This window comes from Achromobacter sp. PD1, from assembly GCF_048541815.1.
GTDB classification, from domain to species: domain Bacteria; phylum Pseudomonadota; class Gammaproteobacteria; order Burkholderiales; family Burkholderiaceae_B; genus Achromobacter; species Achromobacter bronchisepticus_A.
In genome coordinates this window covers 2,795,761-2,816,545 of the sequence record NZ_CP183349.1, presented here as the reverse complement: position 1 = coordinate 2,816,545, position 20,785 = coordinate 2,795,761, and the positions used below count along the sequence as shown (strand labels likewise).

Below are 20,785 nucleotides of genomic sequence, written 5' to 3'. Positions count from 1 at the left end.
TCATGACGAACGAACTCTGGCGCTGGAGCGCCGTCGACCTGGCCCGGGCCATCCGCAAGCGGGAAGTTTCCAGCCGGGAAGCGGTGCAGAACTGCCTGCAACGGGCGGAACGGCTCAACCCCATCTTCAACCCGCTCACCGAGATCTGCGCCGACCAGGCCCTGCAGGCGGCCGACGCCGCCGACGCCGCGGTGCGCGCGGGCGCGCCGCTAGGCATCCTGCACGGCGTGCCGGTGACGATCAAGGCCAATGCAGATCTGGCCGGGTCGGCCACCACCAATGGCGTCGTCGCGTATCGGGACCTCATCGCAAGCGAGAACAATCCCGCCGTCGACAACTGGCTCAAGGCCGGCGCCGTGGTGATCGGCCGCAGCAACGTTCCGGCATTCTCCTGGCGCTGGTTTTCGGACAACGACCTGCATGGCCGCACCGTCAATCCGTTCGACGCCGCGCGCACGCCGGGCGGCTCCAGCGGCGGCGCGGCCGTCGCCGCAGCCCTGGGCATGGGGCCGCTGGCGCACGGCAGCGACCAGGGCGGATCGATCCGCTACCCGGCCTACGCCTGCGGCGTGGCGGGGCTGCGGCCGTCGCAAGGCCGGGTGCCGGCCTACAACGCCAGCCAGAAGTCGGAGCGCCCGGTGGCTTCCCAACTGGCCGCGACCCAGGGTCCCTTGGCACGGAACATCGCCGACCTGAGACTCGGGCTGGAGGCCATGTCGGCGGGCGATTCCCGCGATCCGTGGTGGGTGCCTGCGCCGCTGGACCTGCGCCAGCCCGGGGACTGCCGGCGGGTGGCGCTGTTCTGCGGCACCTCGGCCTTCAAGCCCGATCCCGCCGTGCTGGACGCCTTGCTGCGCGCCGCAAAGTACCTGGAAGACGCGGGCTACATCATCGAAACGGCAGCGCCGCCCCGTTTCGAGGAAGCGGCCGAGCTATGGCGCAACGTATTGATGAACGAAGCGTCCGGCTCCATGGGCCGCGAAATCGAGCGCGCCGGCGACGCTGCGATACAGCGCGCCTATCGCAGCATGCTGGCGCACACCGCGCCGCTGGACAAGGACGGCCTGGTCCAGGCGCTGGCGCTGCGCACCACGATACTGCGGGAATGGGGCGGGTTCTTCGACCGCTATCCGCTCGTGCTCATGCCGGTGTCGTTCGAGCTTCCATTCGCCATTGACCAGGATCAGCAAGGCGACGCAGCCATGGGCGACATGCTGCGCGCTCAGAGCCCGCTGGTCTCGACCGCGATACTGGGCTTGCCCGGCCTGTCGGTCCCTGTGGGCCTGGCGGACGGCGTGCCGATGGGCGTCCAGCTGGTGGCGGGGCGGTTCCGGGAAGACTTGTGCCTGGCCGCGGGCGAAGCCATCGAGGCGCGCGCGGGGTGGTCGGTGCAGGATAGGCTCTTGGCCTGAGCGGCGCGGGGTGGAAGGAAGGGGAAGGGCGGCTATGGGGGGGGGCGGGGCGGATAGCCGCGCGCGGCTATCCGCCCCGGCCATAAAGCCCTGTCCGGCGCAGGGGCATGACTATATATCGAATAGTTCCGATATAAGATTCGATAAATTGCGATACTTCAATATGACGGTCTCAACTTCCAGCCCCGACCCTGCCGCCTCGCTACCTGCCATCGACGCCGACGCCATCCTCAAGGCGCTGGCCAATCCGGTGCGGCGCGACATTCTTGCCTGGCTGAAGACGCCGCACGCGTACTTCGAGGTACGCCCGGGCCATACCTTCGAGCATGGCGTATGCGCGGGCCACATCGATGAACGCTGCGGACTGTCCCAGTCCACCGTGTCCTCGCACCTGGCCGTTCTGCAGCGCGCGGGCCTGATCTCGGCGACCAAGGTGGGGCAGTGGATTTTTTACCGTCGCAACGAAGCCGCCATTGCCGCGTTCCTGCGGCAATTGAACCAGGATATGTAGCCTCGCTACGCCGCCAGCGGCCCCTTCATCCGGGGCCAAGGATTTACGCATGAGCCAACTTTTCGAACCCCTGCGCGCAGGCGATCTGACGCTGCGCAACCGCATCGTGATGGCGCCCTTGACGCGCATGCACGCCAGCCCGGGCCGCGTGCCCAACGACCTGATGGTCGAGTACTACACCCAGCGCGCCGGCGCCGGCATGATCCTGACCGAAGCCACGGCGGTCACCCCGCAAGGCGTGGGGTATGCCGATACGCCGGGCCTGTGGACCCCCGAACAGGTCCAGGGCTGGCGCAAGGTCACGTCCGCGGTGCACCGGGCCGGCGGCCTGATCGTGGCGCAGCTCTGGCACGTGGGCCGGATCTCCGATCCCATGTTCCTGGATGGCGAACTGCCCGTGGCGCCCAGCGCCATTGCGGCCAAGGGCCACGTCAGCCATGTGCGGCCGCAGCGCGCCTACGTCACGCCGCGCGCGCTGGAAACCGCCGAGATTCCGGGCGTGGTCGAGGCTTACCGCCACGGCGCGCGGATGGCGATGGAGGCCGGTTTCGACGGCGTGGAAGTGCATGCCGCCAACGGCTATCTGCTGGACCAGTTCCTGCAGGACAGCACCAACCACCGCACTGACGCCTATGGCGGTTCGCTCGAAAACCGCGCGCGGCTGCTGCTGGAAGCGGTGGACGCCAGCGTGTCGGTGTGGGGCGCGGGCCGCGTGGGCGTGCATCTGTCGCCGCGCGGGGAAATCCACACCATGGGCGATTCCAATCCGGCCGCCACCTTCGGCTACGTGGCGCGTGAACTGGGCAAGCGCGGCATCGCCTTCCTGTGCGTGCGCGAGTATGAAGCCGCCGACAGCCTGGGCCCGATGCTCAAGGCCGAGTTCGGCGGCACGTACATCGCCAACGAAGGATTCGGCCGCGAGTCGGCCGAGGCCGCCATCGCCGCGGGCCGGGCCGATGCCGTGGCCTTCGGCGTGCAATACATCGCCAACCCGGACCTGGCGCGCCGCTTCGAACTCAAGGCGCCGCTGAACCGGCCCAACCCGGCCACGTTCTATGCGCCTGGCCCGGGCGGCTATACCGACTATCCGGCCCTGGCTTGACCGGCTGGTCCGGCCTTCAGAGCACGGCGCGCATCGGATAGGTGAACAAGCCGAAGTGCGCCGCGTTCAGGCCCAGGTGCGCCAGCACCGCCGCGGCCAGGCCGCCGTATTTGTAGGCCAGGCCGTAGGCCGCGCCCGCCAGGCCGGCCAGCAGCATCCATTGCCAGCCGCCTGCGTAGTGCGCCAGGCCGAACAGCGCGGCCGCGATGATCAAGGCCGCCCACGAACCCCAGGCGCGGCCGCGCCACAGGTCCGTCAGCCGCTGCTGCAGGTAGCCGCGGAACAGCGCCTCCTCGGCCAAGGTCACCAGCAAGGCATTGTTGATCAGCCAGATCCAGCCCGATTGCGGCCACTTGGGCGTCCAGCCGACCACGCCCAGCGCCAGCGCGCAGCCCAGGCACAGGGCCAGCGCGCCCGCGCAGGCCAGGAACGCGGCCGACAGCGTGGCGCGCGGGGTCGGCCCCGCCATCGGCGGCGCCAGCGCCAGCACCACCCAGAACGCCACCAGCGGCTTGTCCAGGTTCAGGTACATGCCGAAAGGCACGGCGTCCGGACTCAGGGGCGCCGGCGCGATGACTTGCGGGTTGTGGAAGCCCGGCAGCCAGTGCAGGAACAGCAGCGCGGCCAGTGCGATGAAGAGCGCATGGCCGGCGGTGCGCGCCATTGCGCCCGATGCGGGCTGGACCAGCACGGCCGCCGCGATCAGCAACGTCGGCCAGACCAGCGCCACGGCGTTTATCGTGCCATCGGTCCAGGCCCAGGCGTAGGCGGCGGCAAGCGGCGCCAGCGCCCAGCGGCGCGTGGCGGGCGGCCACAGCATGGCGGCGGCGATGAACAGTGCGGACCAGGGGCTGAGCAGGGGCACGGGCGTGGACGGGCGTTGAAAGCGCTGAGTGTAAACGCGCCGCTCTGTGCAAGCCGCACGGCATGCGCGCCGGGCCGCTGAGCGCGTGTGCTGACGCCGCGCGGCGAACCCAGGTATCCTGGCGCCTGCCGGATACCTGGGAGCCAGACTATGAAAATGATCGCGTGGTTGATGTTGGCGGCGGCCGTGCTGCCTTTCGTGTCGGCGATCGTCGCCAAGGCGGGCGGAAAGAAATTCGACAACAACGATCCGCGCGCCTGGCTGGCGCGGCAGGAGGGCTGGCGGGCGCGCGCCAATGCGGCGCAGACCAATACCTTCGAATCGCTGCCGTTCTTCTACGCGGCGGTGCTGTTCGCGTTGTATACCCAGGCGCCGCCCGCGCACGTGGCCACGCTGATGGCCTGCTGGCTGGGCGTGCGGCTGGGCTATCTGGCCATGTACCTGGCGGGCTGGGGCGCGCTGCGTTCGCTGGTGTGGGCGATCAGCGTGGGCTTCATCATTGCGATCCTGTTCGCAGGCGTTTAACGGGCGGCGCCATGCGCAAGTGGCGTGTCGCGGCGCTGGCGGCCATTGCGCTGCCGGGCTTCATCTACGTCAACAACGCTGACTGGTCGGTGTCCGATCCCGGCGCGCGGGCGACGCTGCTCGCGCATCGCGGCATCGCGCAACGCTACGACACGGCGGGCATGGAGCGGGACACCTGCACCGCGACCCGCATCGTCGAACCCACGCACGGCTATCTGGAAAACACCATCGCCTCCATGCGCGCCAGCTTCGAGGCCGGCGCGGACATCGTCGAAATCGACGTCCATCCCACCACCGACGGCCAGTTCGCCGTGTTCCACGACTGGACGGTCGATTGCCGCACCGAGGGCCGCGGCGCGACGCGCGAGCACACGATGGCCGAACTCAAGGCGCTGGACATCGGCTATGGTTACACCGCGGATGGCGGCAAGACCTTTCCGTTCCGCGGGCGCGGCGTGGGCCTGATGCCTACGCTGTCCGAAGTGCTGCAGGCGTTTCCGCGCCAGCGCTTTCTCATCAACGTCAAGAGCCGCGACGCGGAGGAAGGCGCGGCGTTGGCGGCGGTGCTCAACGGCTTGCCGCCGGCCAGGCGCGCCGATTTCATGGTGTACGGAGGCGAGGAGCCGGTAGGCCGGCTGCGCGAGTTGGCGCCGGGCGTGCGCACGCTGACGCGCGCGGATCTGAAATCCTGCCTGTTGCGTTATGCGGCGGCGGGCTGGACCGGCCATGTGCCGCAAGTCTGCCGCGGCAGGGCGCTGACAGTGCCGGTGAATGTCGCGCCCTGGCTGTGGGGCTGGCCCGGCCGCTTCCTGGACCGCATGGAGGCGGCGGGCAGCAGCGTGTTCCTGCTCGGTCCTTACGCCGGCGATGGCCATTCCACGGGCATCGACACGCCCGAGGACATACGCCGCGTGCCGGCGGGATACGCGGGCGGGATCTGGACCAACGAAATCGAAGCCGTGGCGCGCGCGTTCAAGGGCGGGCCATGAAAGCCGCTACTTCCATTCGAACACGGCGCGCGCGGTACCGGTGTTTTGCACCGCGACGTTGCGGTTCTGCGCCTGGCCATTGTAGGTGGCCGAGATCTTGTAGTTGCCGGCCGGCAGCTTGACCAGCATGTACGGGCCTTCGGCAGTGGTTTGCAGCACGGACTTGCCATGCGCATCGCTGATGGTGACGGAGACATTTGCAACGTAGTCCGCCTGGCCGTCGCGTTGCGCCGCGAACGTCAGCGCCAGCGGATAGTCCTTGGCTGCGGCCTTCATGGCTTCGGATTCGTCCAGCCCGATGCCGCCGCTGACATACTGCACCGAACCCTGCTGCTGCACCGGCGGCATGCCCGCCTGGGCGGTGGACAGGATGCCGGCAAAGGCCATGCTGCCCAGCGCCATCGCGGCGGCCATGGTGCAGCGTTCTATACGCTTGTTCATGAGACTCTCCTGGATAGGACGATCTGCGCGATTTTGTACGCGCATGAACATTTCGACCCGCATGCCGGCGCGGAGTTCGCGCCGGCGGGTCTCCGATATCAACCGATTGTTTCCGCAGCCTAGGTAAGCGTACTGCGTGCCGCGCGCCAGGAAAATGTCAGCCGGCTTTCGCCGCTGACCGAGCCGTCCGGGGCGAAGCGCCTTTCATCCAGCTGTCCGGCGCCACCGGCGCGCAGCGCCAGTACGCTGGAACTGCGGGTGCCATAGTTCGGACTGACGATAAACGGGCTGCTCAATAGCCTTTCGCGATCCAGCGGCAGACCGGTGGCGGGCAGGTCGGCGTCGTCGGCGGGCTGGCGGTCGGCCAGCGCGGCCATCAGCGCGGGCAGGTCCGGCTGCGGCCCGCTGCGCAGCACGGCTTCGAAAGCCGCCTTGGTGCGCGCCAGCTTGGGCCAGGGCGTGTCCAGCAGATGGTTGGACAGGGCGTAGACGCCTGGAGCCAGGCGGCGCGGGCCGCCATCGCGGTTGCTGAGATACCAGGCTTCGCGCGCATCGCCCACGATCAGGTTGAAGCCGTTGTAGGCCTGGCCCTTGGCATGCACTTGCGCCAGGTAGTCGGCCGCGGAGGCCGTGCCGCGCAGATAGTCTTCGACCAGCGCGCCGCGCGAAGGCGCGTTCTCGATGATCCGGCCCGGTTCGCGGAAGTTGGTGACCAGCGCATGGCGTCCGCCGGTCGTCGCGCCCATCCAGCTGCCGCCGGCCAGGCCGTCGCGGCCGGCGTAGACCTCGGGCGCATCGGGCCATTGCGCGGCGGGCAAGGTGGGGCGTTGGTGGAATTCATCGCGGTTGGCGGCGATCAGGACGGGGATGCCCGGCAGGGCGTGCAGGGCCAGTACGGCAAGACACATGGTTCAGACCTGGTTGGCGGGTTTGTCGGGAATGGCTTTGCCTGGCGCAGCCGCGAAATCCGGGCCGGCCAGCGCGGCGCGCAAGGCTTCGATCTGGGCGGCCACGTCGCGCAGCGCCGGCGCGGGCGACGCGATGGCGGCGGCCGGCATGGCCGCGCCTTGCGCAACAGCGGCGCTCATCTGGTGCAGGCTGGCCGCCAGTTGCGCCAGTTCTGCGGCGCTGGGCGCCGGCTGGTCGGCTGGCAGCGACCAGGCGGTGTCGGAAATGGCATTGGCCACGCGCTCCAGCGCGACCTCCACCGGCCACCAGGCCAGCGCGCGGCGGCTGACCAGGCGCGGTTCCGACAGCCCGCGCTGCAAGGCGATGCGCAAGTCGGACAGGCGCGCGTAGGCGCTGGCGCGCAGGTCGTGGCGGCTGGTGGGATCGGCCTGGAACACGGTGTTCAGGTAGGCGGCCAGCGTGTCCATGGCGGCGGCGACGGTGTGGTCCAGGTTGCTGCGCTCGATCCGTATCCACGGCAGGTAGCCCACCAGCAGCACGATGCCCGCGGCCACGGCCACATCGATCAGGCGCGCCAGCGCGATGGGCCAGCTGCCTGGTTGCAGCGCGCCGATCAGCAGCATCAGGATGGGCAGCAGGATGGCCGAGAACAAGCCGTAGTTGCGCCGCACCGACCAGGGCAGCAGGGACGCCAGCCCGGCCACCGTGAGCAGGCTGACGATGCCGTTGCGGTCCAGCGCCAGCACGGTCGCGCTGATCGCCACGCCGACCACGCTGCCCGCGCAGCTTTGCAGCGCCCGCGCGAACACCGAGCCGAAGTTGGGTTTGAACACCACCACCACGATCAGCGGCACCCAGTAGGAGCGCGGCAGCGAGAACGCCATGGACACGGCCTCGGCGGCGATCAGGCACAGCCCCAGCCGCACCAGATAGCGCACGGTAGTCGGCCCCGGCCGGTAGGTGCGCGCCAGCACGCGCCAGGGCGTGCGCGGCCGCGCGGGGGGCAGGCCGGCAAAGGCGTCGGCCTCGGATAGCGTGGCGCCGTCCAGCAGGGGCTGCACCTGGGCCAGCGCGTCGGCCAAGGGTGCCATGTCCGCCTGGCGCAAGGCCGCGATGTCCTCGCGCGGGTCCGGCGTCGCATCGTTCTCCACGCGGTCGGCCAACCGGTTCATGACGCGTGCGCAATCGTGCGGCAGCACCCGGCCGGCGCGGGCCAGCTCCAGCGCGGTATTGGTCAGCGGCGTACAGGCTTGCAGCTGCGCCGCCAGCCGCGCCAGCCGGGGGAGGGGCCGGCCGCGCCGCGGCGGGCAGCCAGCACGGTGTCGTAGGCGGTGGTCATGGCCGCTTCCATGTCGCGCCGCGCGCTCATGGTGTGCGAGGTGCCGATGGCGGCGAACATGGCGGCCAGCTTGCGGTAGGCCATGGCGACGGCGGCGCGTTCGGGCGCTATCGGGTTGACCACCCAGCCCGTCAGCGTCAGCGCCAGCCCGAACAGGCCGCCGGCTCCCACCAGCACGGAAGGCAGCCAGGACGGCAGGTTGGAAGTCAGGCTGGCGCCGACGATGACGTAGGTGGCGAATTGCAGCGTGGAAACGGCGGCGATGTTGTTGAAGGTGCCGACCAGGCTGGCCGCCAGCACCAGCAGCGTCATGGCCGCGGAGGTCCATAGCCCGTGTCCGGCAATCATCGTGCCGAGGAAGTACCCAAACGCGCCGCCGAACACGGTGGCGCCGATGGACAGCGCGCGGTTGCGGTAAGGGCCGCCATTGTCGCCGGTGATGGCGGGCAGCGCGCCCAGCGCGACCAGGGCCGCCGCCGCGCTCTGGTCCAGCGCGAGTCCGACCGCCGAAGGCAAGCCGATGGCCAGGGCGGCACGCAGCGCCACCCAGCGGCTGACGGGCGAAGGCTCCATGTGTGCCAGGCTCATCAGCCAACGCATGTTGGCGTTGCGCGCGGCATGTTTCAGCGAGGAACGGAACACGGCAGCCTCGTGGCGCGGCCCGGAGTCAGGCCTTGATCAGCGGCGCCTCGTCGGGCGCGGCCAGCCGGAAGTAATCTTCCGTGTTCAGGAGGATGGAGGCGTCCAGGCGGCCGGCGTTGAACACGATTTCATCGTGGCGCTGGCGCAGGCTGGGATCCACCAGCAGGTGCAGGTCGGGATTGAAAGTGAAGGGCGGGATGGCGCCGATCTCGCAGCCGGTGAGTTCGCGCGCAAGGTCCTGCGACGCCAGCGACGCCTTTTTGCCGCCGGCCGCGCGGGCGATTGCGTCCAGGTCGGCCTGCTTGTCGGCCGGGAACACGGCCAGCACATTGCGGCGCTGGTTGGAGGATATCTTGACGCGGCAGACCAGCGCCTTGGCGCCCTGGCTGACCTCGGTGCCGCGGATCGCCGCGACTTCGACGGAGCGGCCGGCTGCGGCGTGTTCAATCAGGCGGTAGCGGGCCTGGTTCTGGGCAAGCAGGGCTTGCAGGCGTTCGAAGACTTCCATGTCGGGGCGTGTAGATCGGGTTGTGGCGGGCGCAGGCCGGGAGTCGGCCTCGTACGCCGCATGATACGCCCGCCGCGCAACGCCGCGGCGGCGCGTGGGCCGATCGCGGCCAGCCGCCTCAGATTTCTCCGGTAAAGGCGTAACCCCAGCCCCAGACGGTGCGGATCGGGAGCTCCAGGTTCAGGTCCTGGGCCTTGCGACGCAGGCGGCTGACCAGCACGTCGGTGCGGCGCATCGATTCGTGGCCGCCATGCGAGTCCGTGAAGGCTGCGTCGGCGCGCGGCAGGCGCTTGTCGGCGGAAGCCGTCAGCTTGAGCAGGAATTCGCGCTCGGCCAGCGTCAGGGCCAGGCGTTTGCCTTGCGGGCTGACCAGCGTCCAGGCCGCGTCGTGGAATTGCCATTTGGCCATCGCTTCGCCTGCCGGCGCCGGTTGCGCCGGGCGCGGTTCGGCATCTGCGGCGCGCCGGCCGGCCGCCGGTATGCGCCGCACCAGCGCCTGCAGCGCGGCGGCGATTTCCGTTGCGCCCGCGTCTGGCGGCAGGCAGACGTCGGCGCCGCAATGCAGCCCGAGTATGCGGCTTTCAGGGGAGTCGAAGTTGGATATGGCGACGATGCCCGCGGTGGTGTCCAGGGCGCGCAGGCCGGCCACGGCCATGCAGAGATCGGAAAGTTCGGTTTCCATCACCAGCAAAGGGGTGCGGCGGGCCTGAAACAGGCGGAACAGGCTGTTGGAGTCTTCGCACAGCCGGGGCGAGAAACCCATTTCCGTCAGCGCGGCGCCGCGGTGCGCGCGCACGCCGGGATCGGGCGAGAAGACGATCAGGTCTAGTAGGTCATTCATGAATCGTTGTGATCTGTGCAGCATGGGCGCATGCATGATGCATCGGATACAGCGATTTCCTAAACCTCGCACAACGCCACTTTATGACCCGAATTCTCGGGCATGGTTACGGGGGGCGTGTCGCAGCACCGTTATGGTGCGTCGGCGGGCGTTTCGTTCCACCAGCCGCCGCCCAGCGCCTGCAGCAAGGCAGCGGTGTCGGCGTGGCGCGCCGCGTCCGCCGCGGTGCGCGCAATGCGTGTCTGCAACAGTTGGCGCTGGCTGTCCAGCAGGCTCAGGTGGCTGATGCCGCCGGCCTGATAGCGGCCTTGCGCGATGCGTTCGGCTTCATCGGCGCGGCGCCATGCCTCGTCGCTGGCCAGGTAGGCGTCGCCGTCGGTCTGTACGGCGCGCAAGGCGTCGGCGACCTGCCGGAAGCCCTCCAACACTGTTCGACGGTAGCCGGCCGCGGCCGCATCGTAGGCGGCCTCGGCCGAGCGCGTGCGCGCGCGCAGCTCGCCGCCGTGGAACAGCGGCTGGACCAGTCCCAGGCCCAGGCTCCAGACGTTCAGGCCATTGGACAGGTCGCCCACGCGGGTGCGTTGCGAGCCGAAGCTGGCGGTCAGGGTGAACTGGGGATACTGGTTGGCGACGGCCACGCCGACATTGGCCGAGGCCTGATGCCAGAGCGCTTCCGCGGCCAGGATGTCGGGCCGCTGGCGGGTCAGGGCCGACGGCACGCCGGTGGGCACGTCGGCGGGCAGCGTCAGGTCGGCCAGCCGCAGGGGCGCGGATCGCAGTTCGGCCGGCGCCAGGCCCAGGTAAGCGGCCAGTTGATGCGTGGCCTGCGCCAGTTGGTATTCCAGCGGCGGCAGCGTGGCCCGGGTCTGCGCGACCAGCAGCTCCTGATTGCGCAGATCGGCCTCGGACACGCCGCCCGCCTGTTGGCGCTGGCGCATGATGTCCTGCTGCCGCTCCTGCGCCGCAAGCAGCGCCCGCGTGTCGGTCAGGCGTTCGCTCAGGTCGGCCTGGCGGATGGCGGCGGTGACCACGTTGGCGGCCAACGACATGCGCGCGGCCTGCAGCTCATGCGCCTGGTAGTCCGCCTGCGCGCCCAGGCCTTCCAGCGCGCGGCGGTTGCCGCCGAATACGTCCAGCGTGTAGGACACGTCGATGGACGCGTTGTAGAGCGTGAAGGGCGGGGGCTGTTCGGCCACCGGCACGCCGAAGGCCGCGGGGTCCACCTTCTGCCGCGTTGCCGACAGGTTGCCATTGACCTGGGGCAGCATGCGGCCGCCGGTTTCGGCGTTCAGGTCTTCGTTTGCCTGACGCAAGCGGGCGCGCGCCTGCTCCAACGTGGGACTGGCCTGCAGGGCCTGCCGCACCAGCTGGTCGAGCGCTTCGGAGCGGAACAGCTGCCACCATTGCGCAGGGATGTCGGCGCCTTCTTGCAGGCGTTGCGCGCCGATGGGCGCAGAAGCATCGCGGGGCGCGGCATAGGCGTCGACCTGCGGCGGCGCCGGGCGCTCGAAGTCCGGCCCCACGGCGCAGCCCGCGAGCAGCGCGCACAGGACCAGCGCGGCCGGGCGCGGCGGCGCAGTGGGCGGGAGGGGCAAAGGCGTGGAGCGGGACATGGCGGTTCAATCCAGGGTGCGGCGGTAGAACTTCACGGCGGCGGTCATGACGACGACGGTAAACACCAGTAGCGGCCAGATGCTGGGCCACAAGTCCCACCAGCCGTTGCCTTTGAGCAGGATGCCGCGGATCAGGCGGTTGAAATGCGTCAGCGGCAGCAGGTTGCCCAGGTACTGCGCCCACATCGGCATGCCCTGGAACGGGAACATGAAACCGGACAGCAGCATGTTGGGCAGGAAATAGAACATGGTCAGCTGCATGGCCTGCAACTGGTTCTGCGCCAACGACGACAGGGTGATGCCCACCGTCAGGTTGGCGGCCACGAACACCAGCGCCGACAGGTACACGGCCAGCAGCGACCCAAGGAACGGCACGTGGAAAACAAAGTGCGCGGCCAGCAGGATGATGCTGGATTGGATCAGGCCTATCGCGATGTACGGCACGATCTTGCCCGTCATCACTTCGAGGGGCCGTACCGGCATCGCCAGCAGGTTTTCCATCGTGCCGCGTTCGCGTTCGCGCGTCATGGCCAGGCCGGTCATCATCACCAGGGTCATGGTCAGGATCACGCCCATCAGGCCCGGCACCGTGTTGTATTGCGAGATCTGCTCTTCGTTGTAGAGCTGGTGCACCAGCACGTCGAAGGGCGGCTGGCCGCCCGCCAGGCTGGCCAGCGGTCCGGTCAAGTCCTTCTGCGCCACGGCCTGCGACAACTGCGTGGCCGCGCCTATGGCCAATCCGGTCGCCATGGGATCGGTGGCGTCGGCCTCGATCAGCAGCGCGGGGCGCTCGCCGCGCAGCAGCTTGCGGCTGAAGTCCGGCGGGATGGTCAGGACGAACAGCACGCGGCCCTGGGCCAGCGCCGTGCGTCCGGCTTCTTCGTTGTCCAGTTCCTCGATGATGTGAAAGTAGTCCGACGATTTCATCGCCGCGACGAAGCTGCGCGTGAACGGACTGTGGTCCGCGGTGATGACCGCGGTGGGCATCTGTTTCGGGTTCGTGTTGATGGCGTAGCCGAACAGCGCCAGCTGCATGATGGGCAGGCCCACGATCATGCCGAAGGTGATGCGGTCGCGGCGCAGCTGCAGGAACTCCTTGAGCACCATGCTCCACCAGCGCGACCAGGAAAAGCCTTGCAGATGGCGCATCATGGCGGGCTCGCGAAGTTGTCGGTGGAGCGCTTCATCAGATAGATGAAGACGTCCTCCAGGCTGGTGTCGATGGGCTCCAGGCTCAGGTCCTGGCCGGCGATGGCGTCCCTGAGCGTGCGTTCCAGCAAGGCCGCGTCGCGGCCGCTGATGTGCAGCGCGGAACCGAAGGCCACGGTCTGGTCCACGCCCGGCGCGTCGCGCAGGCGCTGCGCCAGCGGCACCAGGTTGTGCCCATGGATGGCCCAGGTGGTCAGGTGCTGCTCGGCGATGACGTCCTCGGCCGTGCCCTGCGTCAGCAGGCGGCCGTAGGAAATGTAGGCGAGCTTGTGGCAGCGCTCGGCTTCGTCCATGTAGTGCGTGCTGACCAGCACCGAGATGCCGCGCGCCGCCAGCTCATGCAGTTGCTCCCAGAAGTCGCGCCGCGCGGTCGGGTCCACGCCCGCCGTGGGTTCGTCCAGCAGCAGCAGCTTGGGCTGGTGCAGCAGGCAGGCCGCCAATGCCAGGCGCTGCTTCCAGCCGCCGGACAAGGAACCCGTCAATTGCTTGGCGCGGCTTTGCAGGCCCAGGTCTTCCAGCGCTCGCTCCACCGTTGCCTTGCGCTCGGGCATGCCGTACATGCGCGCCACGAAGTCCAGGTTCTCGCGGATGGTCAGGTCGTCCCAGTACGAGAACTTCTGCGTCATGTAGCCGACGTGCCGCTTGATCTGCGCGCTGTCGCGCAGGATGTCGTAGCCCAGGCAGGTGCCGCTGCCCGAGTCCGGCGTCAAGAGGCCGCACATCAGGCGGATGCAGGTGGTCTTGCCGCTGCCGTTGGGGCCGAGGAAGCCGAAGATCTCGCCTTCGCGCACCTGCAGCGACACGTCGTTGACGACGTGCTTGTTGCCAAAGCGTTTGTTCAGCCCGTGCACGTCGATGACGTACTGGCCGGCGGACGCTTCCTGCGTGGCGGCGGGCGCGCTCATTGCAGCACCGCCTCCACCGGCTGCCCCGGGTGCAGTCGCGTGGCGGCTTCGGGCGCTGGCCGCGCCTGTACCATGTAGACCAGTTTGCTGCGGCTTTCGCGGCTGTAGATCACCGGCGGCGTGTATTCGGCCTGAGCCGATATGTAATCGATGCGGACAGGGATGGGATCGCCGCAGCCGTCGCAGCGCACCGTCGCCTGTTGCCCCACCTTCAGCGCGCCCAGCGCCGTTTCCGGAACGAAGAAGCGCACCTTGATATTGCCCGGCGGCAGCAGGCTCACCACCGGACTGCCGGCAGGCACCCATTCGCCCACGCGGTAGAGCGTGTCGAACACCAGCCCGGCGGCCGGCGCCGCCAGGCGCTTCTGCGCCAATGTCCATTCCGCCTGGGCCAGCGCGGCGCGGGCCGCGTCGACCTGGGCGGCCTGGGCGCGCCGCTGGTCGTCGCGGCCGGGCAGGCGGGCCACTTCCAGCTGGGCCTGCAATTCGCGCACCCGCGCCGCATCCGATTGCGCCTGTTCGCGGCTGTCGTCCAGCTGCGCGCGCGCGATGCCGCCGATGCGGAACTGGTCGGTATCGCGCCGCAGTTGCGCCGCCGAGCGGCGGCTGGCCGCCTCGGCCTGCGCCAGCTGGGCGCGGCTGACGTCCACTTCGGGCGGACGCTTGCCGGTGGCGATGTCTTCTTCCTGGGCCACGGCGGCGGCCAGCTGCGCGCTGGCCTGGTCGCGAGCCGCGGTTTCGCGCGTGGCCTCCAGCGCGAAGAGCGGCGCGTCGGCTTCCACCTGTTGGCCGCGCCGCACCGGCAGCTCGGCCAGCCGGCCGGCCTCGGACGACGCCACGTAGACATATTCGCCTTCGGCGTAGCCCTGGAAGAAGGCGCCGCTGTCCTTGCCGCAGCCGCCCAGGGCAAGCAAGGCCAGCGCCGAGGCGGGCAGGGGGCGGCGCAAGACGGGAGGGATGCGCATGGTCAGCGTCCTGGAATGGCGGGAGTCGGGGCGGACGGCGAGAACAGGCCGCCGGTGAGCATGGCGATGGCGTGGGCCGCGATCGCGCGGGTGTCTATGGCTTGCGGTTGCGCGGCGTCCTGCAGGACGCGCTGCCACAGGCCGGAGGTGGCCAGCGGCAGCAGGGTCAGTCCCAGGACGGAAAGAAAGACCAGCCGCGGCTCCACGCCGGGGGTGATGGCGCCCGCAAGCTGGCATTCGGTGATGAGGCCGATGAAGGTCTGCAGACGTTCGGCGGGCAGATGGCGCAGCACGCGTTCGCGCAGCTGACCGCCTTCATTCACGACCTCGTGCAGCCAAAGGGCCGGCAGCCAGGGCCGTTCGACCGCGCTCTGCACCAGCCGGCCCACGACCTCTGCGATGAAGGCGCGCGCGGCTGCGGCGGGATCGGACGCGGGTGTCTGCGCCTGCGGCAGCGGCGACCAGACGTAGCCGATGACCGGCACGATCCGCTCTTGCACCACCGCGTCGATCAGCTGGTCGCGGCTCTTGAAGTAGTAATGCACCATCGCCGTGGTGACGCCGGTGCGTTGCGCGATGTGCGTGAGCGTGGTGGCGGCGACGCCCTGGGCCGCGAACAGGCCGGTGGCGGTGTCCAGCAGGTTGGCGCGGGCGGCGGCATTGTCGGGACGCGGCGGACGGCCGGGCCGGCGGGAGGGGGCAGAGGGAGCGGAACGCATGCGGCGTATGTTAATTAAATTATTAATTAATTAAAAGAGGGGCGCTCTTCAGGGTTACGCGCCGGATGCGCGGGCTTCGATGGTGTAATGGATCGGTACCCCATCCCGCCACCCGGGTCGTGTGCGCCAGGCCCGGGCGGCTTACTTGCAGGAGGCTGGACCGTCATGCCGCAATCGTCTTCCATCAACCGCCGCATCGTGCTCGCCGCACGCCCGCAGGGCGAGCCGGCGGACAGCGACTTCCGCCTGGAAACCGGCGAGGTGCCGCAACCCGGCCCCGGCCAGGTGCTGCTGCGCACCGTGTACCTGTCGCTCGATCCCTACATGCGCGGCCGCATGAGCGACGCGCCGTCCTATGCCGAACCGGTGCAGGTCGGCGCCGTCATGGTCGGCGGCACGGTCACGCGGGTCGAAGCCTCGAATCATCCCGACTACCGTCCGGGGGAGTGGGTGCTGGCGCAATCCGGCTGGCAGGATTACGCCTTGTCGGATGGCGCCGGCCTGCTGCGGCTGGGGCCCAATCCCGAACATCCGTCCTACTCGCTGGGCGTGCTGGGCATGCCTGGGTTTACCGGCTACATGGGCTTGCTGGACATCGGCCAGCCCAAGGCGGGCGAAACCGTGGTGGTGGCCGCGGCCAGCGGCGCGGTCGGGGCAGTGGTCGGCCAGATCGCCAAGATCCATGGCTGCAAGGTGATCGGCATCGCGGGCGGCGCGGACAAGTGCCGCTACGTGGTCCAGGAGCTGGGCTTTGACGACTGCCTGGACCACAAGGCGCCCGATCTGCCGGGCCGCCTGGCGCGCGCCGTGCCGCAGGGCATCGACGTGTATTTCGAGAACGTCGGCGGCGCGGTCTTCGACGCGGTGCTGCCGCTCTTGAACCCGCGCGCGCGGATACCGGTCTGCGGCCTGATTTCGGCCTACAACGCCACCAGCCAGCCGCAAGGGCCGGACCGCCTGGGCCTGCTGATGCGCACCATCCTCACCAAGCGCCTCAAGATGCAGGGCTTCATCATCTTCAACGAATACGCGCACCGCTACGGCGAATTCCGCGAGGCGATGGAAGACTTGATCAAGCAAGGCCGCATCAAGTACCGCGAGGATGTGGTCGATGAACTGGAGAACGCGCCGCGCGGCCTGATCGGGCTGCTCAGGGGTGAAAACGCCGGCAAGCGCATCGTGCGCGTCGGCCCGGACGAAAGGAGCGCCACATGAACATCCTGATCGTGCTGACTTCCCACGACACGCTGGGCAACACCGGCCGCAAGACCGGCTTCTGGCTGGAGGAGTTCGCTGCGCCGTACTACGCCTTCGTCGACGCCGGCGCCAAGGTCACGCTGGCTTCGCCCGCGGGCGGCCAGCCGCCGCTGGACCCCAAGAGCGACGACCCCGACGCCCAGACCGACGACACGCGGCGCTTTCGCCAGGATGCGGACGCGCAGCGGCAACTGGCCGCCACCTTGCGGCTGGCGCAGGTGCAGGCGGCCGACTACGACGCCGTGTTCTACCCTGGCGGCCACGGCCCCTTGTGGGACCTGGCGGAAGATTCCAATTCGGTTGCGCTGATCGAAACCATGCTGGCGGCGGGCAAGCCCGTCGCGGCCGTCTGCCATGCGCCCGGCGTGTTGCGCCACGCCAAGACGGCCGACGGCAAGCCGCTGGTGCAGGGCAGGCAGGTCACCGGCTTTTCCAATGCCGAAGAGGCGGCTGTGCAATTGAGCGACGTGGTGCCCTTCCTGGTCGAGGATGAACTGAAGCAGTTGGGCGGGCAGTACACCAGCGGCCCGGACTGGCAGCCGCACGTGGTCGGCGACGGCCTGCTGGTCACGGGCCAGAATCCAGCGTCTTCCGTGGGCGTGGCGCAGGCGCTGCTGGACCGGTTGAAGGATTGAGTCCTGGCGTGCCGGACCCGGATCCTGCGGCATGCGCGGGACGGGACCGGCACTGCTTTGCCCCGGGGCGCGGCATCTGATCGGCAAGGATTGCTGCGCAATGTGTCAGAATCGCGACCTTTTGCTACAGCGCAATGCGGCACGACCCACTTGCGCGCGATGACCGATGCCTCCAGACGTACCCGAATATCCCGCAGGCTCCTGCGTGGCGGCCTTGTTTGCCGCCATGCGGGCGCGCGACCCGGCCACCGGCCGCCATTCTGAAAGAGTTGTTGCGCTGAGCGTGGCGCTGGCCCGGGCCTGCGGCCTGCCGGAATCCGAGCAGGAGGTGGTCGCGGTCGCTGCCCGCCTGCATGACATCGGCAAGATCGGCACGCCGGACCGAGTGCTGTATTCGCCCAAGCGGCTGGACCCGGACGATTGGGCAATCATGAAGGCGCACGCCGCGGTGGGCGCCGACATCATCATGCACAGCGACATCCCGCAACGCGAGCTGATCGCGCGGGCGGTGCGCCATCACCACGAGCATTTTGACGGATCAGGCTATCCCGCAGGCCTGCGCGGCGAGAACATCCCGCTGCATTCGCGCATCATTTCCCTGGCCGATTCCTACGATGCCCTGGGCGATGCGCGTCCCTATCACCCCGCGCGCACGCACGCGGAGATCATGCGCATCCTGCACCAGGAAGCCGGCGCCAAATGCGACCCGGCGCTGTTGCGCACATTCGAATCGATGATCGCGAAGAGCCCGCTAAGGGTTCCGTAGCACAGACCCCGCCAGCTCCGCCGGCGGGTTGCGCAAGTCGGGCGGCGGGTCACTTCAAGCGGTAATTCGCCGCCACCAACGCCAATTCCTGCAGCGTGCGCTGCTGCCACGCGGCATCATGCCCCAGCTCTTCGGCCAGGATGCGCGCCACTTCGGGCGCCGCCAGCATCGCGGCCTCGCTGTCCAGGAACAAGGCGCGGTTGCGTCGCGCCAGCACATCCTCGGCGCTGCGCGCCAGTTCGTACCGCGCAGCGAAACGCACGTGCGCTTCCGACAAGCCGCTGCTCTTGACCAGCATGCGGTCGGCGCCGGGCAGCGCCTTCAAAGCCGGCAGGTCGCTGCCGTAGTAGCTGTCCGGCGTGCCGGCATGTTCCTGCGACGGAGCCAGGCCCGCCGCGCCATGCAGAGGCAGCGATTCGGTGCGGCAGGTGGCCTGCGTCAGCAACTGATGCTGGATGGCCGTGTCGACCACGTCCTGCGCCATGCGGCGGTAGGTGGTCCACTTGCCGCCGGTGACGGTTACCAGTCCGGCCTTGGATACCAGGATGGTGTGCTCGCGCGACAAGGACTTGGTGGAGGCTTCGCCGGTGGCCTTGACCAGCGGACGCAGTCCGGCCCAGACGCTGGTGACGTCGTCGCGCGTAGGCTTGCGGCTGAGATAGCGCGCCGCGGTGCTCAGGATGAAATCCACGTCCTGCGCGCCCGCTTGCGGATCCAGCGGCAGATCGTCGCGCGGCGTATCGGTGGTGCCGACGATGGTGTGGCCGTTCCATGGCACCACGAACAGCACGCGGCCGTCGTCGGTCTTGGGAATCAGGATGGCGCGCTTGCCCGGCAGGAAATCCTGCGGCAAGGTCAGGTGCACGCCCTGGCTGGGCGCGACCATGGTCTGCGCGTTCTTGTCTTCCATGCGCCGCACCGCGTCCACCCATACGCCGGTGGCGTTGACCACGCAGCGCGCGCGCAGCGTGAAGCTGGCGCCGCCGATCGCATCCTGCACGGTAACGCCGTCGACCTTGCCGCCCGTCATGGTCAGGCCGGTGGCGCGCATGTAGTTCACCGCGGTGCCGCCCAGGTCGAACAGCGTGCGCATCAGGCTCATCGCCAGGCGCGCATCGTCGAACTGGCCGTCGTAATACAGCACGCCGCCTTTGAGATTCTTGCCCTGCACGTTCTCGGCCAGCGTCGGCGCGTTGGCCAGCGTGTCGCGGCGCGACAGCCAGCGGCTGGGCGCCAGGTTCAGCTTGCCGGCCAGCATGTCGTACATCTTCAGGCCGATGCCGTAGAAGGGCTGGTCGAACAGGTTGTAGGCCGGCACCACGAATCCCAGCGGCCACACCAGGTGCGGCGCGTTGCGGTTGAGCAGGCCGCGTTCGTGCAGCGCTTCGCGCACCAGGCTGACGTTGCCCTGCGCCAGATAGCGGACGCCGCCGTGCACCAGCTTGGTGGCCTTGCTGGACGTGCCCTTGGCGAAGTCCGCGCCTTCGATCAGCAGGGTGCGATAGCCGCGCGAGGCGGCATCGACGGCCGTGCCCAGGCCGGTGGCGCCGCCGCCAATGACGATCACGTCCCAGGAGTGCGTGTTGTCCAGCGTGTTCAGGAGGCGGTTGCGGTCGGGCGGGGCGACGGAGGCTAGCGGTTGGTTCATGGGATTCAAGGTGTTTGCTTCAAGGTATTCGGGGCGGCCGCGACGTCGCAGCGCACGCCCGCGTCCAGCAGGACTTGCGCCAGCGGCTCTTGCGGATGCGCGTCGGTGAAGAAGCGGTCGATTTGCGAGATGTGCGCCAGTTCCACCATGGCCTGGCGCTTGAATTTGCTGCTGTCGGCGGCAAGCCAGACTTCGCGGGACTGTTCGATGATGGTCCGCGCCACGCGCACTTCGCGGAAGTCGTAATCGCGCAGCGTGCCGTCGGCCTCGATGCCGGAGATGCCGATCAGGCCGATGTCGACCTTGAACTGGCGGATGAAGTCCATGGTGGCTTCGCCGACGATGCCGCGGTCGCGCGAACGCACCACGCCGCCGGCCACGATGACTTCGCAATCCGGGTTGTCCGAGAGGATGTCGGCGACGTGCAGGTTGTTGGTGATGACGCGCAGGCCGCGATGGCGCAGCAGGGCGCGCGCAATCGCTTCGGTGGTGGTGCCGATGTTCAGGATCAGCGAACAGCCGTCGGGCACGGCGCGCGCCACGGCCTCGGCGATGCGCTGCTTGCCGGCGGCGTGCAGGCCCTGGCGTTTGCGGTAGGCGATGTTCTCGATGGTGGACGCTTCGATGCGCACGCCGCCGTGAAAGCGCGACAGCAGGCCCGCTTCGGAAAGAATATTGACGTCGCGCCGCACGGTCTGCAGCGTGACGTCAAAGCGTTTGGCGAGCTCCTCGATCGAGGCCGAGCCTTGGGCCCGCACCATTTCGATCAAGGCGCTCTGTCTGGGGTTCAGTGTCATGTTCGTATAGTAAAACAACAAAAGCGAAAAATAATGCCGCGCCGCAAGATTGTTTTTTGTTCGCTTCTTGAGTAAAACGCACAATAAACGAAAGCTATCTGAAAGAGTATGCTCATCCTGCTGTTCGCTTGAATGCAGGCCGAGCCGCTGTACCGAATACCGAAGTCCGCCGTAAAAAACAGGGACG

Annotated in this window: 22 protein-coding genes; 8 read left to right on the top strand and 14 right to left on the bottom strand. The window is 68.8% G+C overall.

The genetic code is table 11. The annotated features are described in order from the left end of the window. The first annotated feature begins 2 nt into the window (after window positions 1-2). The 3 genes from ACM1PE_RS13225 to ACM1PE_RS13215 all read left to right on the top strand — a co-directional run bounded on the left by ACM1PE_RS13225 (window position 3) and on the right by ACM1PE_RS13215 (window position 3,025). Complete coding sequence (locus ACM1PE_RS13225) at window positions 3-1,412, top strand: amidase family protein (RefSeq protein ID WP_419343515.1); 1,410 nt, start codon at window positions 3-5, stop codon at window positions 1,410-1,412. Window positions 1,413-1,575: 163 nt separating this feature from the next. Next, window positions 1,576-1,923 (top strand): ArsR/SmtB family transcription factor, encoded by a 348-nt coding sequence (locus ACM1PE_RS13220; RefSeq protein ID WP_059380022.1) that lies wholly within the window; start codon window positions 1,576-1,578, stop codon window positions 1,921-1,923. 49 nt (window positions 1,924-1,972) lie between these two features. Then, window positions 1,973-3,025 carry an alkene reductase gene (locus ACM1PE_RS13215; RefSeq protein ID WP_059380023.1) on the top strand — a complete coding sequence of 351 codons (1,053 nt, stop codon included), beginning with the start codon at window positions 1,973-1,975 and terminating at the stop codon, window positions 3,023-3,025. A 16-nt stretch (window positions 3,026-3,041) separates the two neighbouring features. On the opposite strand, the gene ACM1PE_RS13210 is transcribed toward ACM1PE_RS13215, so the two are convergent. Further along, entirely contained in the window at window positions 3,042-3,845 is an 804-nt protein-coding gene (locus ACM1PE_RS13210; protein ID WP_419343837.1) for a CPBP family intramembrane glutamic endopeptidase, read from the bottom strand. Between the two features lie 195 nt (window positions 3,846-4,040). On the opposite strand from ACM1PE_RS13210, the gene ACM1PE_RS13205 reads away from it, so the two are divergent. Next, window positions 4,041-4,415: an MAPEG family protein gene (locus tag ACM1PE_RS13205; protein ID WP_054453844.1), complete on the top strand. Its 375-nt coding sequence runs from the start codon at window positions 4,041-4,043 to the stop codon at window positions 4,413-4,415. A gap of 11 nt (window positions 4,416-4,426) precedes the next feature. Then, window positions 4,427-5,404: a glycerophosphodiester phosphodiesterase family protein gene (locus ACM1PE_RS13200; protein WP_419343513.1), complete on the top strand. Its 978-nt coding sequence runs from the start codon at window positions 4,427-4,429 to the stop codon at window positions 5,402-5,404. 6 nt (window positions 5,405-5,410) lie between these two features. Here ACM1PE_RS13200 and ACM1PE_RS13195 read toward each other — a convergent pair whose 3' ends face one another. The 11 genes from ACM1PE_RS13195 to ACM1PE_RS13145 all read right to left on the bottom strand — a co-directional run bounded on the left by ACM1PE_RS13195 (window position 5,411) and on the right by ACM1PE_RS13145 (window position 15,495). Further along, window positions 5,411-5,845 (bottom strand): carboxypeptidase-like regulatory domain-containing protein, encoded by a 435-nt coding sequence (locus ACM1PE_RS13195; RefSeq protein WP_059380027.1) that lies wholly within the window; start codon window positions 5,843-5,845, stop codon window positions 5,411-5,413. 119 nt (window positions 5,846-5,964) lie between these two features. Next, complete coding sequence (locus ACM1PE_RS13190) at window positions 5,965-6,753, bottom strand: NRDE family protein (RefSeq protein ID WP_419343512.1); 789 nt, start codon at window positions 6,751-6,753, stop codon at window positions 5,965-5,967. Window positions 6,754-6,756: 3 nt separating this feature from the next. Then, window positions 6,757-7,926 carry an FUSC family protein gene (locus ACM1PE_RS13185; RefSeq protein WP_419343511.1) on the bottom strand — a complete coding sequence of 390 codons (1,170 nt, stop codon included), beginning with the start codon at window positions 7,924-7,926 and terminating at the stop codon, window positions 6,757-6,759. A 62-nt stretch (window positions 7,927-7,988) separates the two neighbouring features. Continuing rightward, window positions 7,989-8,735 carry a hypothetical protein gene (locus ACM1PE_RS13180; RefSeq protein WP_419343510.1) on the bottom strand — a complete coding sequence of 249 codons (747 nt, stop codon included), beginning with the start codon at window positions 8,733-8,735 and terminating at the stop codon, window positions 7,989-7,991. 25 nt (window positions 8,736-8,760) lie between these two features. Continuing rightward, window positions 8,761-9,243: a YbaK/prolyl-tRNA synthetase associated domain-containing protein gene (locus tag ACM1PE_RS13175; RefSeq protein ID WP_059380030.1), complete on the bottom strand. Its 483-nt coding sequence runs from the start codon at window positions 9,241-9,243 to the stop codon at window positions 8,761-8,763. A gap of 118 nt (window positions 9,244-9,361) precedes the next feature. After that, window positions 9,362-10,084: a DNA-binding response regulator gene (locus tag ACM1PE_RS13170; protein WP_419343509.1), complete on the bottom strand. Its 723-nt coding sequence runs from the start codon at window positions 10,082-10,084 to the stop codon at window positions 9,362-9,364. A gap of 131 nt (window positions 10,085-10,215) precedes the next feature. Continuing rightward, window positions 10,216-11,697 carry an efflux transporter outer membrane subunit gene (locus ACM1PE_RS13165; protein WP_419343507.1) on the bottom strand — a complete coding sequence of 494 codons (1,482 nt, stop codon included), beginning with the start codon at window positions 11,695-11,697 and terminating at the stop codon, window positions 10,216-10,218. Between the two features lie 6 nt (window positions 11,698-11,703). Next, entirely contained in the window at window positions 11,704-12,849 is a 1,146-nt protein-coding gene (locus ACM1PE_RS13160; protein WP_059380032.1) for an ABC transporter permease, read from the bottom strand. Then, window positions 12,846-13,811: an ABC transporter ATP-binding protein gene (locus ACM1PE_RS13155; protein WP_118932074.1), complete on the bottom strand. Its 966-nt coding sequence runs from the start codon at window positions 13,809-13,811 to the stop codon at window positions 12,846-12,848. The genes ACM1PE_RS13160 and ACM1PE_RS13155 overlap by 4 nt, the downstream gene beginning before the upstream one ends. Continuing rightward, a complete protein-coding gene (locus tag ACM1PE_RS13150; RefSeq protein WP_059380034.1) occupies window positions 13,808-14,776 on the bottom strand; it encodes an HlyD family secretion protein in 969 nt (322 codons plus the stop codon). The genes ACM1PE_RS13155 and ACM1PE_RS13150 overlap by 4 nt, the downstream gene beginning before the upstream one ends. A 2-nt stretch (window positions 14,777-14,778) precedes the next feature. Then, complete coding sequence (locus ACM1PE_RS13145) at window positions 14,779-15,495, bottom strand: TetR/AcrR family transcriptional regulator (protein WP_419343505.1); 717 nt, start codon at window positions 15,493-15,495, stop codon at window positions 14,779-14,781. A 165-nt stretch (window positions 15,496-15,660) separates the two neighbouring features. Here ACM1PE_RS13145 and ACM1PE_RS13140 point away from each other — a divergent pair, with 165 nt between their 5' ends. The 3 genes from ACM1PE_RS13140 to ACM1PE_RS13130 all read left to right on the top strand — a co-directional run bounded on the left by ACM1PE_RS13140 (window position 15,661) and on the right by ACM1PE_RS13130 (window position 18,153). Beyond that, complete coding sequence (locus ACM1PE_RS13140; RefSeq protein ID WP_419343504.1) at window positions 15,661-16,710, top strand: NADP-dependent oxidoreductase; 1,050 nt, start codon at window positions 15,661-15,663, stop codon at window positions 16,708-16,710. Then, window positions 16,707-17,387, top strand: coding sequence for a type 1 glutamine amidotransferase domain-containing protein (locus ACM1PE_RS13135; protein ID WP_059380036.1), 681 nt, complete (start codon window positions 16,707-16,709; stop codon window positions 17,385-17,387). The genes ACM1PE_RS13140 and ACM1PE_RS13135 overlap by 4 nt, the downstream gene beginning before the upstream one ends. A gap of 166 nt (window positions 17,388-17,553) precedes the next feature. Beyond that, window positions 17,554-18,153, top strand: coding sequence for an HD-GYP domain-containing protein (locus tag ACM1PE_RS13130; RefSeq protein ID WP_059380037.1), 600 nt, complete (start codon window positions 17,554-17,556; stop codon window positions 18,151-18,153). A gap of 49 nt (window positions 18,154-18,202) precedes the next feature. Here ACM1PE_RS13130 and ACM1PE_RS13125 read toward each other — a convergent pair whose 3' ends face one another. Next, entirely contained in the window at window positions 18,203-19,801 is a 1,599-nt protein-coding gene (locus ACM1PE_RS13125) for a glycerol-3-phosphate dehydrogenase/oxidase (protein ID WP_419343503.1), read from the bottom strand. A gap of 5 nt (window positions 19,802-19,806) precedes the next feature. Continuing rightward, a complete protein-coding gene (locus tag ACM1PE_RS13120) occupies window positions 19,807-20,598 on the bottom strand; it encodes a DeoR/GlpR family DNA-binding transcription regulator (RefSeq protein ID WP_013394120.1) in 792 nt (263 codons plus the stop codon). Between the last annotated feature and the right edge of the window lie 187 nt (window positions 20,599-20,785).